The sequence below is a fragment of the Lederbergia graminis genome (genome assembly GCF_042655485.1).
Lineage (GTDB): Bacteria > Bacillota > Bacilli > Bacillales > Bacillaceae_C > Lederbergia > Lederbergia graminis.
The window spans coordinates 1-13,057 of the sequence record NZ_JBHSMC010000003.1 but is presented as its reverse complement, the minus strand read 5'-3'; the positions used below and the strand labels follow the sequence as shown (position 1 = coordinate 13,057).

Annotated in this window: 14 protein-coding genes, 2 tRNA genes and 2 rRNA genes; 4 read left to right on the top strand and 14 right to left on the bottom strand. The window is 37.7% G+C overall.

The genetic code is table 11. The features are described from left to right. Positions 1–482 precede the first annotated feature (482 nt). Positions 483–914, top strand: coding sequence for an Arm DNA-binding domain-containing protein (locus tag ACFPM4_RS04585; RefSeq protein ID WP_382348239.1), 432 nt, complete (start codon positions 483–485; stop codon positions 912–914). 104 nt (positions 915–1,018) lie between these two features. Here the strand turns inward: ACFPM4_RS04585 and groL are convergent, their stop codons facing one another. Beyond that, entirely contained in the window at positions 1,019–2,650 is a 1,632-nt protein-coding gene (groL, locus tag ACFPM4_RS04580; protein ID WP_144922705.1) for a chaperonin GroEL, read from the bottom strand. A gap of 54 nt (positions 2,651–2,704) precedes the next feature. After that, complete coding sequence (gene groES, locus ACFPM4_RS04575) at positions 2,705–2,989, bottom strand: co-chaperone GroES (protein ID WP_144922708.1); 285 nt, start codon at positions 2,987–2,989, stop codon at positions 2,705–2,707. A 335-nt stretch (positions 2,990–3,324) separates the two neighbouring features. On the opposite strand from groES, the gene ACFPM4_RS04570 reads away from it, so the two are divergent. Continuing rightward, complete coding sequence (locus ACFPM4_RS04570; RefSeq protein ID WP_144922711.1) at positions 3,325–4,047, top strand: CPBP family intramembrane glutamic endopeptidase; 723 nt, start codon at positions 3,325–3,327, stop codon at positions 4,045–4,047. Continuing rightward, the gene (locus ACFPM4_RS04565; RefSeq protein ID WP_144922714.1) at positions 4,041–4,244 is read left to right on the top strand and encodes a YdiK family protein; all 204 of its coding nucleotides are present in this window, start codon (positions 4,041–4,043) and stop codon (positions 4,242–4,244) included. The genes ACFPM4_RS04570 and ACFPM4_RS04565 overlap by 7 nt, the downstream gene beginning before the upstream one ends. 37 nt (positions 4,245–4,281) lie before the next feature. Here ACFPM4_RS04565 and tatC read toward each other — a convergent pair whose 3' ends face one another. The 4 genes from tatC to moaC all read right to left on the bottom strand — a co-directional run bounded on the left by tatC (position 4,282) and on the right by moaC (position 6,499). Further along, positions 4,282–5,034, bottom strand: a complete 753-nt coding sequence (tatC, locus tag ACFPM4_RS04560; RefSeq protein ID WP_382348234.1) for a twin-arginine translocase subunit TatC — start codon at positions 5,032–5,034, stop codon at positions 4,282–4,284. Between the two features lie 14 nt (positions 5,035–5,048). Beyond that, the gene (locus ACFPM4_RS04555) at positions 5,049–5,243 is read right to left on the bottom strand and encodes a twin-arginine translocase TatA/TatE family subunit (protein WP_382348231.1); all 195 of its coding nucleotides are present in this window, start codon (positions 5,241–5,243) and stop codon (positions 5,049–5,051) included. A gap of 66 nt (positions 5,244–5,309) precedes the next feature. Then, the gene (locus ACFPM4_RS04550) at positions 5,310–5,972 is read right to left on the bottom strand and encodes a redox-sensing transcriptional repressor Rex (RefSeq protein ID WP_382348228.1); all 663 of its coding nucleotides are present in this window, start codon (positions 5,970–5,972) and stop codon (positions 5,310–5,312) included. Positions 5,973–5,998: 26 nt separating this feature from the next. Beyond that, entirely contained in the window at positions 5,999–6,499 is a 501-nt protein-coding gene (gene moaC, locus ACFPM4_RS04545; RefSeq protein WP_144922726.1) for a cyclic pyranopterin monophosphate synthase MoaC, read from the bottom strand. A gap of 124 nt (positions 6,500–6,623) precedes the next feature. Between moaC and ACFPM4_RS04540 the strand changes: the two genes are divergently transcribed. After that, positions 6,624–8,543, top strand: coding sequence for an ABC-F family ATP-binding cassette domain-containing protein (locus tag ACFPM4_RS04540; protein WP_382348225.1), 1,920 nt, complete (start codon positions 6,624–6,626; stop codon positions 8,541–8,543). A gap of 274 nt (positions 8,544–8,817) precedes the next feature. On the opposite strand, the gene tsaD is transcribed toward ACFPM4_RS04540, so the two are convergent. From tsaD to ACFPM4_RS04500, 8 genes are all read right to left on the bottom strand, one after another. Next, the gene (tsaD, locus tag ACFPM4_RS04535; protein WP_382348222.1) at positions 8,818–9,834 is read right to left on the bottom strand and encodes a tRNA (adenosine(37)-N6)-threonylcarbamoyltransferase complex transferase subunit TsaD; all 1,017 of its coding nucleotides are present in this window, start codon (positions 9,832–9,834) and stop codon (positions 8,818–8,820) included. After that, the gene (gene rimI / locus ACFPM4_RS04530; protein ID WP_382348219.1) at positions 9,831–10,292 is read right to left on the bottom strand and encodes a ribosomal protein S18-alanine N-acetyltransferase; all 462 of its coding nucleotides are present in this window, start codon (positions 10,290–10,292) and stop codon (positions 9,831–9,833) included. The genes tsaD and rimI overlap by 4 nt, the downstream gene beginning before the upstream one ends. Further along, complete coding sequence (tsaB, locus tag ACFPM4_RS04525; RefSeq protein ID WP_382348216.1) at positions 10,289–10,987, bottom strand: tRNA (adenosine(37)-N6)-threonylcarbamoyltransferase complex dimerization subunit type 1 TsaB; 699 nt, start codon at positions 10,985–10,987, stop codon at positions 10,289–10,291. The genes rimI and tsaB overlap by 4 nt, the downstream gene beginning before the upstream one ends. Next, complete coding sequence (gene tsaE, locus ACFPM4_RS04520) at positions 10,968–11,438, bottom strand: tRNA (adenosine(37)-N6)-threonylcarbamoyltransferase complex ATPase subunit type 1 TsaE (RefSeq protein WP_144922739.1); 471 nt, start codon at positions 11,436–11,438, stop codon at positions 10,968–10,970. Before tsaE ends, tsaB begins: the two co-directional genes overlap by 20 nt. A 120-nt stretch (positions 11,439–11,558) precedes the next feature. Next, positions 11,559–11,635 (bottom strand) — tRNA-Asp (locus ACFPM4_RS04515). Positions 11,636–11,649: 14 nt separating this feature from the next. Further along, positions 11,650–11,723: transfer RNA gene (locus ACFPM4_RS04510), tRNA-Met, on the bottom strand. Between the two features lie 1,046 nt (positions 11,724–12,769). Further along, positions 12,770–12,884, bottom strand: a 5S ribosomal RNA gene (rrf, locus tag ACFPM4_RS04505). A gap of 69 nt (positions 12,885–12,953) precedes the next feature. Then, positions 12,954–13,057 (bottom strand): 23S ribosomal RNA (locus ACFPM4_RS04500); the annotation flags it as partial.

Sequence of the window (13,057 nt, the reverse complement as noted above, 5' to 3'; positions counted from 1 at the left end):
GTTTCTATGTAACTCCCTTCTCACAGCAACACTAAACCCTATATAAACTACCCGATACAAACGCGAACACACCGAACACTTTGTTACAATTTTTCATCGCACTTGAAATCGACCTTAATCTTCAGTATTATAAATTTAGACGAAATTATAATATAAAGGTTAAGCATGGGAAAAGTGTATCTTTTTGCATGCTTTTTCACTTTTACCAAATTATATTATAACTTATCCATGATATTTCGTAAAGGAAAACACGAACATTACATATAAATTTTATCCATAATGTTCACTTTATTTGTTTTAACTGATATAAAAATCCCCTTTATCGTTTGCCTTTCATTTTTAAACGATCAAGGGGTTTTTGTGTTAATTGAAATGAACATTTAGCAACAATATTACTTTTAGAAAGTGAGGATGCCAATGAAAGGACATTTCTACAGGAGAGGCTGTATGTGTAAAAAGAAAAAATGCACTTGTGATTCAAAGTGGGCTTTCATATTGGAATTGATCCAATCACCGGAAAGAGAAAGCAAAAGTTAAAAAGCGGCTTTAATACTAAGCAAGAAGCTGAAGAGTCTGCTACCACACTAATTCATGAATTAAAAGAAGGAACATATTTAGAGGAAACATATAAAATCTTCAACGATTTTGCAATCGAGTGGCTTCCCATCTACAGTGAATCAAAAGACGTAAAGCGTGGAACCATTCGAGTCCGTCTTCATGAAATTGGAAGATTGTTACCTTACTTTGCTCGATTAAAATTGAAAGACATTACAAGAAAAATGTATCAGGATGCTCTCAATGATACTCGAGCAAATCATAGATCTTCTTGGTCATACAGACGATCAAATCACGAAAAATATATACCTCCATGTAACGCAAGAAATGAAAAAAGAAGCCTCTCAAAAGTTCAGTGAACTCATGAGAAGCCTCCGTTAAAAACCTCAATGTTAGCAAAATGTTAGCATTTCACTCTCATCTTACATCAAAACCCACTCATATCAAGGGTTGGAACGGCTTATTACATCATGCCGCCCATTCCACCCATGCCGCCCATGTCAGGCATTGCAGGAGCGCCAGCTGGTTCTGGTTTGTCAGCTACTACTGCTTCAGTAGTTAGAAGTAGAGCAGCTACAGATGCAGCATTTTGTAGTGCAGAACGAGTTACTTTAGTTGGGTCTACGATACCAGCGTCAATCATGTTAACCCACTCGTTTGTTGCAGCGTTGAAACCAACACCTACAGTTTCGTTTTTCAAGCGTTCTACAATTACAGATCCTTCTAGACCAGCATTGTGAGCGATTTGGCGTACAGGCTCTTCTAAAGAACGTAGAACAATCTTAATACCTGTTGCTACATCACCTTCTGCTTCTAGAGCAGCTACTTTTTTGTATACATTTACTAGTGCAGTACCACCACCAGAAACGATACCTTCTTCAACTGCAGCACGAGTTGCGTTTAATGCATCTTCAATGCGTAGTTTACGTTCTTTTAGTTCAGTTTCTGTTGCAGCACCAACTTTAACAACAGCTACTCCACCTGCTAGTTTAGCTAGGCGTTCTTGTAGTTTTTCTTTGTCAAAATCAGAAGTTGTTTCTTCCATTTGCGCACGGATTTGGTTTACTCTTGCACCGATTTGTGCAGAGTCTCCAGCACCTTCTACAATTGTAGTGTTTTCTTTTGTTACTACTACTTTTGCAGCGCGACCTAATGAATCAATTGTTGCAGATTTCAAGTCAAGTCCTAAGTCTTCCGTGATTACTTCACCACCAGTTAGGATAGCGATGTCTTCAAGCATTGCTTTACGACGGTCACCAAAGCCAGGAGCTTTAACTGCAACTGCATTGAATGTTCCGCGAAGCTTGTTCACAACAAGTGTTGCTAATGCTTCACCTTCTACATCTTCAGCAATCATTAGAAGTGGCTTTCCTTGTTGTACTACTTGCTCAAGCACAGGAAGTACTTCTTGGATATTGGAGATTTTCTTATCTGTAATTAGGATATATGGATTTTCAAGAACTGCTTCCATTTTGTCAGAATCAGTTACCATATATGGAGATGCATATCCACGATCGAATTGCATACCTTCCACAACGTCTAGTTCAGTTGTGAAACCTTTTGATTCTTCAATTGTAATAACACCGTCATTACCAACGCGTTCCATTGCTTCAGCGATCAATTGACCTACTTCTTCATCACCAGAAGAAATTGCAGCAACTTGTGCGATTGATTCTTTATCTTCAATTTGTTTAGAAATTGCATGTAGCTCTTCTACTGCAGTAGCAACTGCTGTTTCGATACCTTTACGGATACCTACAGGGTTAGCTCCAGCTGTAACGTTTTTCAATCCTTCACGAATCATAGATTGAGCAAGTACAGTAGCAGTAGTTGTACCGTCACCAGCTACATCATTTGTTTTGCTTGCAACTTCAGAAACTAATTTAGCACCCATGTTTTCGAATGCATCTTCGAATTCGATTTCTTTTGCAATTGTAACACCATCATTTGTAATGAGTGGTGAACCAAATTTTTTCTCTAGTACAACGTTACGTCCTTTTGGTCCTAACGTTACTTTAACAGCATCTGCTAATTGATCTACTCCGCGTAATAATGCGCGACGTGCGTCTTCAGCGAATTTAATGTCTTTTGCCATTAATGATACCCTCCTCAAAATTTCTAAAGTAATGAATTATAAGCAATCAAAAGATTAGCCAATAATTGCTAATATGTCAGATTCGCGTAAAATTAAATATTCAGTACCTTGGTATTTCACTTCTGTACCAGCGTATTTAGAGAAAATAATTTTATCTCCTTCAGAAACTTCAAGTGCTACACGCTCGCCATTATCAAGAACTCGACCAGTTCCAACGGCAACTACTTTACCTTCCTGTGGCTTTTCCTTTGCAGTATCCGGAAGGACAATCCCGCTAGCAGTTTTTTCCTCTGATTCAACTAGCTCAATAACGACGCGATCACCTAATGGTTTTAACAAGTGAAACGACCTCCTTAAATAAATATGTAGATTATTTATTTTTTATTAGCACTCTCACTCATTGAGTGCTAACACAATTATTATAATAATAAAATTGATTTTAAAATGCAAGTATGATGCATAAAATTTTTTCTTTACTTCACCAATTAAATAATAATTACAAGCGTTTCCATTATACCTTGTACCTTCCCTTTTTTTCCAGTAAACAGTACCTTCTTTATCATAACCAATTTCTATATAAAAAGTCTTCTTTATTGAATGCTGAATTAATAATTAGTAGAATGGAAATTAGGCTTGCAGATTAATGTAGAATTTTTGCCTGAAGGGATTCAAATATGAATAAAAAATACCTATATATATTAATTACGTATATTGCGATGCAAATGTCTGCATTTATTGGAATGCCCCTCCTATTTTTTATTGGAACTGGAGTTTTTAATGTATCCATAGAAAGAATGGAGATACTTGCAACCGGGCTCTGGCTTATCTTTAGTTTTATTACTGGATTAGTCGTTGTCTTACTTATATTAAAACGTTCGAAACCATATAATAGAGTAGATAGAGTCGAACCGATGCCTATTGGACAATCAATCCTATGGGCAATCGGCGGAATCTTCCTAGCATTTTTCACTCAATATGTTGCCATTGTACTCGAACTTCAATTGGGGATTGATCCAGGCTCTGAAAATACGGAACAGATTATGAATTTAATCAGATTGTTTCCTCTAGCAGTATTAGTAAGTTCGATTATTGGTCCAATATTAGAAGAAATTGTTTTTCGGAAAGTCATTTTTGGATCACTCTATAATCGCTTTCCATTTTGGCTATCTGCACTATTAAGCTCCCTTACATTTGCGGTTGCTCATATGGATTTCACTCATATTTTAATTTACACAGCAATGGGGTTCACTTTTGCATTTTTATATGTTCACACGAAACGAATCATTGTGCCGATTATCTCACATGCAATGATGAATACCCTTGTTACGGTCGCTCAATTCTCGACATTGGATAACGCTATACATGTACAAGGCTGGATAAGGGGGTTATTATGGTGAGATCACCACTATCATCTGGGATTATTAACATTATTCTTGGCGTTCTTTTTACATACTTCGCCATTCAACAAGTAAAAATGAACGATTGGAATTTCTTCGTTTATATTTTACTACTAATTGCTACATTTGACTTTGGAGCAGGATTCCGATTAATCGCGATACACTTTAAGTTGAAAAACATGAAGAAGAACCAATAAAAAAAGCAGGTAGATTCAAATGATGAATCTTCCTGCTTTATTTTTGTATATTATTTTCAACCTCTAACTCTGCCGCTCTCGCCTTTCTATAGCCGATCCGCGATATCCAAATACTAATTTCATATAGTAAACATAAAGGGACGGTGACCATTAAATGAGAAATAACATCTGGCGGAGTAATAATCGCTGCAATGACTAGCAATACAAAATAGGCATACTTTCTAATCTTAGCTAAAAACATCGGCGTAATAATCCCTAGTCTAGTTAGAAAGAGAATGACAACCGGCAACTGAAAGAGCAATCCAAATGGAATCGTAATTTGAAAGAGAAATTGAAAGTATTCGTTAATTCCTATAGTTGATTGAATGCTCATTTCATTCGAAAGATCGAGCATAAATTTAATCAAAAATGGAAAGAGAACAAAATAAGAAAATGCCAAGCCCCCGAGAAAAAGAAGAACAGAAACAGGAATATAAGATAAAGTCACTCTTCGTTCCTTTTCCAGTAGACCAGGGCTGACGAATGACCATAGTTGATATAATACAACAGGAGATGTAATAATTAGTGCGATCACAAATGTCATATTCATATAAACTTTAAAAGGGTCTGTAACACGAAACGCATTCATTGTAAGTTCCTCAGCTACGTCCGCATTTTGGATAAAGTTTATAATCGGTTCTACGACGAGGAAGCCTACAATAACTGCTAACACGAAGAAAACGACTATCGTCATTAGCCGTTTTCTTAATTCTTCTATATGGTCAAGAAAAGTCATTTCTTTCTGATTCATAACTGTTCATCCTATCATTTGTCGGCGTCTTTTTTATTATCCTTTACTGGATCTACGTCATCTGCCAGACCTGCTGTTGCATTTTTAAATTCACGTAACGTTTTACCGGCAGCCTTGCCTAATTCCGGTAATTTTTTTGGGCCAAAAATCAGTAATGCTACAATAGCAATAATAACGACACTACCTGGACCGATAGCTCCTAATACCATTTGCGCCCACCTCCTTAATAGTTATAGTTTAACGGATTACATGTAATTTTGCTATTGACAATTTGCTTATTCTTGTGAACTTTCCGTGTCAGGATTCGGATAATTTTTCAAGAAATAGATAAGAGATTGTAGTTCTACTGCTAAATCGATGTGATGAACACGAACAGAAGGTGGTACAGATAATCTTGCTGGTGTAAAGTTAAGGATGCCTTTCACCTCAGTATCCTTCAAACGATCAGTAATTTGTTGTGCTGCATTGACCGGAACCGTTAAGATAACCGCAGTAATTTCTTCTTCGTTTAAACGTTGCTCTAATTCCTTCATATCATATACTGGTACATCACCGATATTAGTACCAATTTTCGATGGATCTACTTCAAATGCCATCGCTATTTTCGTACTGTTATTTTTAAGGAAATTATAGTTCAAAAACGCAGTACCTAAATTACCTACACCAATTAGCGCTACTTTCGTTATTTCATCTTGATCCAATGTTTTACTAAAAAATGATAGTAGATAGTTTACATTATACCCATAACCTTTTTTTCCAAGCGCACCAAAATAAGAAAAGTCTCTCCTAATCGTTGCAGAATCTACTTTTACAGCTTCACTTAGCTCTGCGGACGAAACACGCTGTTTTCCAGAAGCGTGGAGATTCTTGATAAACCTATAATATAATGGCAGCCGTTTTGCTGTCGCTTGTGGTATTTTCATTGTTTCTTCGCTCATCTTTTTACCTCCGCACAAATGCTAAATTATATCTCAACATCATTTCGTTTAAAATCCTTCCCTTTAGTTCCACCTGATTTTTCCAGGAGAAAGGTTGGACCAATAATCATTCCTTTATCTATTGCTTTACACATATCGTATACCGTTAAAGCCGCCGTAGAAACAGCTGTTAATGCTTCCATTTCTACTCCCGTATTTCCAATTGTCTTAACGGTAGCGAATATTTCTAGTTTCCACTTATTATGTGGTTGTTCTTTCCAGTTAAAAGAAATATCGATCCCCTTTAATGGAATTGGATGACACATAGGTATAATATCCCATGTTTTTTTAGCTGCCATAATTCCCGCTACTTGAGCGACAGCAAGTACATCCCCTTTTTTTATTTGGTTTGATTGTATATGTTCATATATAAGTTCATTTACTTCAATACTAGATTGCGCTTTTGCAATTCTAACCGTTTCGGGCTTATCACTTACATCCACCATTTTCGCCCGACCCTCTTCATTAAAATGTGTCAAATTACTCACGGACAGCCCCCCTTGTAATATCATACACTATTTTTTCCGACATGTCTTATTGTTCTCACTTTCCATGATTGAAGTTTGCAGCATATATACGGTAAACTAACTATGAAACTAGAGGTGAAATAATATGATGTTGTTACAAATTCAACAACTAACAAAATACTTTGGAGCAGAATTAATATTATCCAATATAAAACTTGAAATACAAACAAATGACCGCATTGCCCTAGTTGGGCGTAATGGTGCTGGTAAATCTACTTTATTAAAAATAATCGCAGGCCACCTTTCCTATGACTCTGGTCAGATAGTCAAGCCGAAAGATGTAACAATTGATTATTTAGCACAAAACACTGGACTTGAATCAAAATTATCTATTTGGGATGAAATGCTATCTGTTTTTGCGAAAGTAAGAGAAATGGAAAAAGAAATTCGCCAAATAGAGCTTGATCTAGCAACCGTAAGTGAAAGCGAAGCAGCAAAATTGCTACATGAATACGATAGACTCCAAGTGAAATTTAAAGAAATTGGAGGATATCAATACGAATCCGATATTCGCTCTGTATTACATGGTTTGCGCTTTTATGAAAAAGATTGTTCTACACTCATTTCTACTTTAAGTGGTGGGCAAAAAACGAGATTAGCATTGGCGAAACTTTTACTAACGAAACCTGATTTGTTAATACTGGACGAACCGACGAACCATTTAGATATTGAGACCCTTTCCTGGTTAGAGCAATATTTAGCAAATTATTCTGGTGCCGTATTAATCGTTTCACATGATCGCTATTTTCTCGATAAAGTAGTTACACAAGTGTATGAACTATCTAGAACGGAAATAAAGAAATTTCATGGTAACTACAGCAAATACTTAGACCAAAAAGCCGAATTGTATGAACGAGAAATGAAGCAATTTGAGAAACAACAAGAAGAAGTTGCGAAATTACAAGACTTCATTCAGCGAAATCTAGCACGTGCTTCCACAACGAAACGAGCGCAAAGTAGAAGAAAGCAGCTAGATAGGATGCAATTAATGGATCGACCAAAGGGTGGAGAGAAATCTGCTTCATTTTCATTTGATATTGAAAGACAAAGTGGAAATGATGTATTAAAAGTGCGGGATGCTTCGATTGGATATGATCATCAAGCGCTTGCCCAGCATATTGATTTTTCGATTTTTCGGCAAGATAGTATCGCGCTTGTCGGTCCAAACGGCGTTGGTAAATCCACTCTGTTAAAAACGATCATTAAGAAAATACAATTACTAGCAGGAAACATTGACTACGGTACGAATGTCTCGATTGGTTACTATGACCAGGAACAAGCAGAGCTTTCCTCTAATAAAACCGTTTTGCAAGAACTATGGGACCATTACCCATTAAAAGACGAAAAAGAAATTCGAACTGTGCTAGGAAATTTCCTATTTAGTGGCGATGATGTTTTAAAAATAGTATCCACTTTAAGTGGTGGAGAAAAAGCTCGGCTTGCACTTGCAATTTTAATGCTGGAAAAGTCCAATTTCCTCATTCTCGATGAACCTACAAACCATTTGGATTTAGATAGTAAAGAGATACTGGAAAATGCATTAGTAGATTATCCGGGTACGATTCTTTTTGTTTCACATGACCGTTATTTTATTAATAGAATTGCTACAAAAGTAATTGAGTTAACACCTGATGGCGCTGTTGAGTACCTAGGTGATTATGACTACTATGTACAGAAAAAGGCTGAAACACTGGAATTAGCAGCAATGGAATCAACGGAAAATGATACAAAGAAACAAGTAGAATCCACAAAAACAAGTTATCAACAAGATAAAGAAATGAAAAAGTTAGAAAGACAACGGAAACGACGCATCGAAGAAATTGAAGAAAAAATGAATGATTTAGAAGGAAAAATAGAAGAGCAAGAACAATTACTATGTCTACCTGAAATTTTTGAGGACCACGAAAAAGTTATTAACATTAACGATTCGATTGAATCTTTAAAAGATGAGGTTAATGAACTTCTCGAGGAATGGACAGAACTTGCTGAACTTCTTGATGCATAAATGGACAAGCACCCTTTTCAACAGGGTGCTTTCGTTTTCCACAAGCTTATACACATTATCAACAGCAATATACCTAGTTTCAGCAGACTTTTCCACATTATCCACATTTTTATCCCCAGTTATCCACAAAATGTGTGTGATTTTCAAGCCTATTATATAGGACTTTGGAAACGGTTATAAAAATTATGCACATTATTATCCACAGCACCAATGATAGAATGACAAAAAAACGCATGGAGTTAGAGTTTTCTCTATTCTCCATGCAAGTTTAATGCTATTTTTCAATATCTAGCCCCGGATTGGCATTCATATCCATTGCCCCGAGTTTACCTTGTTGATAAAGTATCGTACCTGCAGCTGCGATCATGGCTGCATTATCAGTACAAAGATGAAGTGGCGGAATCACTAATTCTACATCAGCAATTTGTGAAAATGCTGATTCCAATGCTGTTCGCAACCCTCTATTAGCCGCTACTCCACCAGCTAATAACACTTGTTTCACCTTATATTCTTTTACTGCACGAATTGTTTTTTCCACCAACACATCCACAACGCTAGCTTGGAAACTTGCAGCTAAATCTTCTGGGGATATCTTTTCCCCTCTTTGTTCTGCATTGTGGAGGGTGTTAATAACTGCCGACTTTAATCCACTAAAACTAAAATCATAGGATCCCTCTTCTAGCCATGCTCTTGGCAAATCAATGACAGCTGTTCCTTCATGTGCAAGTCGATCAATATGTGGTCCACCTGGATAAGGCAGCTGTAACGTCCGTGCCACTTTATCATATGCCTCTCCTGCTGCATCATCTAACGTTTCACCAATAACCTCAAAAGAGCCGTGTTCCTTCATATACACCAATTCTGTATGGCCCCCAGATACAACAAGGGAAAGCAACGGGAATTTCAACTCTGTAATTAAACGGTTCGCATAAATATGACCGGCAATATGATGGACACCAACGATTGGGATTTGTTTAGCAAATGCAAGTGCCTTCGCTGCATTCACACCTACAAGTAAAGCCCCAACTAAACCTGGGCCTTCTGTAACTGCGATCGCATCAATATCTTCATACGTTACATCTGCTTCCTTTAACGCTTCTTCGATGACAATTGTAATCTGCTCCACATGATGACGTGATGCCAGCTCTGGAACTACCCCACCAAATCTTTTATGACTCTCAATTTGCGATGCAACAACATTGGAGAGTATTTCTTTTCCATTTTTTACGACAGATGCTGCTGTTTCATCACAGCTTGTTTCAATGCCTAATATAATGATATTCTCACTCATAATTTCACCCACATTACGATGGCATCTTCAAAATTATCGGTATAATAATTTTTTCGAATACCACCTTCTTGAAACCCTAGTTTTTTATATAAAGACCGTGCGGGATGATTGCTCACTCGCACTTCCAACGTCATTGTATTCGCTCCTGAGGCCATCGCAAACATCATCATTTTTGACAGCAATGCCTCTCCTAACTTTCGTCCCCGATACTGTGGAAGAATCGCAATGTTGGTAATATGTGCTTCATCGATGACAAGCCAAACTCCACAATAACCAGCTACCTTACCATTACACTCTATTATTAAATATCTGGCAAAACGATTTCCAACTATGTCATTATAAAATGCCTCTGCTGGCCAAGGCACAGAAAACGACTGTTGCTCAATTTCTACAAGTGCTTGAATATCTCTCTCGGTTGCAAATCGAAAAGTAAGATCACATGTCTCTTGATCAATCATTTAGTTCGCCCCTGTTTCTCCAACCATTTTGCTTCTGCTTCCACAAGACGTATATAATTAGGAGTAAACGTGTGGATATCCTCACCTGGAAGTTCCATCCCAAGTAATCCTAATTCCCCTGGGCGAGGATTGTGTTCCCCTATTTTTGAAAAAATAGCCCTATCCTCTAGCTTAGACTGGAACGTGCTTTCGTGAATCTTTACATCGTTGCCTATAAATAATACAGGCTCTTCTAATTCATGCAACTGCTCCGCCCATTCTGTAGCAAGAATATTACGATCTTCCTTCACCATTTCCAAAGCCCCATCTACAAATCGGTATAAACCAGTGTAAATTAACCCTCTACGCGCATCAAATAAAGGCGAAATATAGCCGTTAAAATACCTCGGTGTGGCTGCTAACACCGCAAGACTAGATACTCCCACTAAAGGGATCCCTAAGCTCATCGCCAATGTTTTTGCAATGGTAACACCAATGCGTACCCCAGTATAAGAACCTGGCCCTTTCGCTACTACAATCTTTTCCAAATCGGCTGGTTTCATCTCACAGTCCACCATTAAACGTTCAATCGCTGGCATTACTCTTACACTGTGATTCTTTTTTATATTTGTAATATACTCTCCAATTACCTTTTCCTCGTTTACAAGTGAAATTCCTAAAGTATCATTGGAAGTATCAATCGCTAAGATTTTCATTTAATAACTCCTTACATAAAACTTCATACCGATCTCCATGAGGTTCTAATACTAACTTACGTTGATCATCACCTTCATGGTACAAACGAATTTCTAAATATTCATCAGGCAGCTGCTCTTTTATTAAATGCGCCCATTCCACCACTGTGACCCCATTACCATAAAAATATTCATCTATTCCTAAATCTTCAGAAGAATCCTCCACTCGATACACATCCATATGATAAAGTGGAAGCCTGCCTTCATACTCTTTAATGATGGTAAAGGTGGGACTGTTCACATTCCTCGTTATATCCAAACCTACAGCGATTCCTTTTGTAAAAGTGGTTTTTCCTGCTCCCAAGTCACCTTCTAATAAAAGCACATCCCCTTGTTGCAAAAGGCTGCCTAGTTTATTAGCAATAGCATATGTATGTTCTCGACTTTTTGAATGCAATTCATAACTATTCATGGGAACTCTCTCCCTCAATTATAATATCTATTAGTTTACATGATTAAAAAAAATTGAGCAAAAAAACAATAAAAAAAAACGAAATCCGATTTCGTTTTTGAAGTTACATTTATTATATTATGGCGGTCCGGACGGGACTCGAACCCGCGACCTCCTGCGTGACAGGCAGGCATTCTAACCAACTGAACTACCGGACCAATATTAAAATAAATTGCGGGAGCAGGATTTGAACCTGCGACCTTCGGGTTATGAGCCCGACGAGCTACCGGACTGCTCCATCCCGCGCCGTTTACTGCAACAGTATTATTATATTATCATTCATTAGAAAATGCAACTGATTTATTAAAAAATAAATGAAAATGTTTTTGGGGTTGGGGAAGTGGGTTGGGGGTGGGGTGGGGATTGGTTGGGAATTGGGGCTTGCGCTTGGGACTGGGGCTGTGGGATTTGAGGCTTAGGGCTTTCGCTTGGGACTGGGGGCTCCTCTTGGGATTTATTGCACCTCTTTGATTCCCTCCTGAAGAGATTTTTCTCCTTCTGGGAATCATATAGCGACTTTGATTCCCTTACTGAAGTGATTTTTCTCCTTTTGGGAATCATACAGTGGTTTTGATTCCCTTAATGAAGGAATCTTTCTCCTTTTGGGAATCATACAGCGGTTTTGATTCCCTTACTGAAGAGATCTTTCTCCTTTTGGGAATCATAGCACCTCTTTGATTCCCTTCTCGAAGGTTTTACTCTCCTTATGGGAATCATACAGTGGTTTTGATTCCCTTAATGAAGGAATCTTTCTCCTTTTGGGAATCATACAGCGACTTTGATTCCCTTACTGAAGTGATTTCTCTCCTTTGGGAATCATACAGCGACTTTGATTCCCTTACTGAAGTGATTTCTCTCCTTTGGGAATCATACAGGGACTTTGATTCCCTTACTGAAGGAATCTTTCTCCTTTAGGGAATCATAGCACCTCTTTGATTCCATTCTGAAGAATTTTCTCTCCTCTCTTTACCTGAATAGCGACTGTAATTTAACATTCTCCTAATCATGGTATCTATTTGAAGTGAATAGTTACCTAATTTTCATATTCCTTTTCATTTGGGATTTAATCAATCTCAATAGTGACCTCTGCTACAGTTTTTCCTATTCTTGATCACTATTCGACCTCAATAGTGACCTCTTCCACTCTTTTTCTTTTTCGTGGGTTCTATCCCCTTTGAATAGCTACCTTAATTCATTTTTTTCATTTATTCGGGCTTTATTATAAGACTGTTTTTTTCATTCCTTGTTACAAACACAAAAAAGCCACCTTCCTCAGAAGATGACTTTCATTTGCCTGGCAACGTCCTACTCTCACAAGGGCGAACCCTCACTACCATCGGCGCTGAAGAGCTTAACTTCCGTGTTCGGGATGGGAACGGGTGTGACCTCTTCGCTATCGCCACCAGACATAAAAGAGAATTTCATTCTCTCAAAACCAGATAATATGGAGAAGATATAAACCTTGAAACAATCTTTTTGATTAAGTCCTCGATCGATTAGTATCCGTCAGCTCCATGTGTCGCCACACTTCCACACCGGACCTATCAACCTGATCATCTTTCAGGGATCTTACTAGCTTG

Coding starts and splice junctions, on each gene's coding strand:
- groL (WP_144922705.1), bottom strand. CDS start 2,650: ATGGCAAAAGACATTAAATTCGCTGAAGACGCACGTCGCGCATTATTA.
- ACFPM4_RS04550 (WP_382348228.1), bottom strand. CDS start 5,972: ATGAGCGAAGAAACAATGAAAATACCACAAGCGACAGCAAAACGGCTG.
- tsaB (WP_382348216.1), bottom strand. CDS start 10,987: ATGAAAATCTTAGCGATTGATACTTCCAATGATACTTTAGGAATTTCA.
- ACFPM4_RS04565 (WP_144922714.1), top strand. CDS start 4,041: ATGGTGAGATCACCACTATCATCTGGGATTATTAACATTATTCTTGGC.
- ACFPM4_RS04570 (WP_144922711.1), top strand. CDS start 3,325: ATGAATAAAAAATACCTATATATATTAATTACGTATATTGCGATGCAA.
- tsaD (WP_382348222.1), bottom strand. CDS start 9,834: ATGAGTGAGAATATCATTATATTAGGCATTGAAACAAGCTGTGATGAA.
- ACFPM4_RS04555 (WP_382348231.1), bottom strand. CDS start 5,243: ATGGTATTAGGAGCTATCGGTCCAGGTAGTGTCGTTATTATTGCTATT.
- tatC (WP_382348234.1), bottom strand. CDS start 5,034: ATGAATCAGAAAGAAATGACTTTTCTTGACCATATAGAAGAATTAAGA.
- ACFPM4_RS04540 (WP_382348225.1), top strand. CDS start 6,624: ATGATGTTGTTACAAATTCAACAACTAACAAAATACTTTGGAGCAGAA.
- tsaE (WP_144922739.1), bottom strand. CDS start 11,438: ATGAATAGTTATGAATTGCATTCAAAAAGTCGAGAACATACATATGCT.
- rimI (WP_382348219.1), bottom strand. CDS start 10,292: ATGATTGATCAAGAGACATGTGATCTTACTTTTCGATTTGCAACCGAG.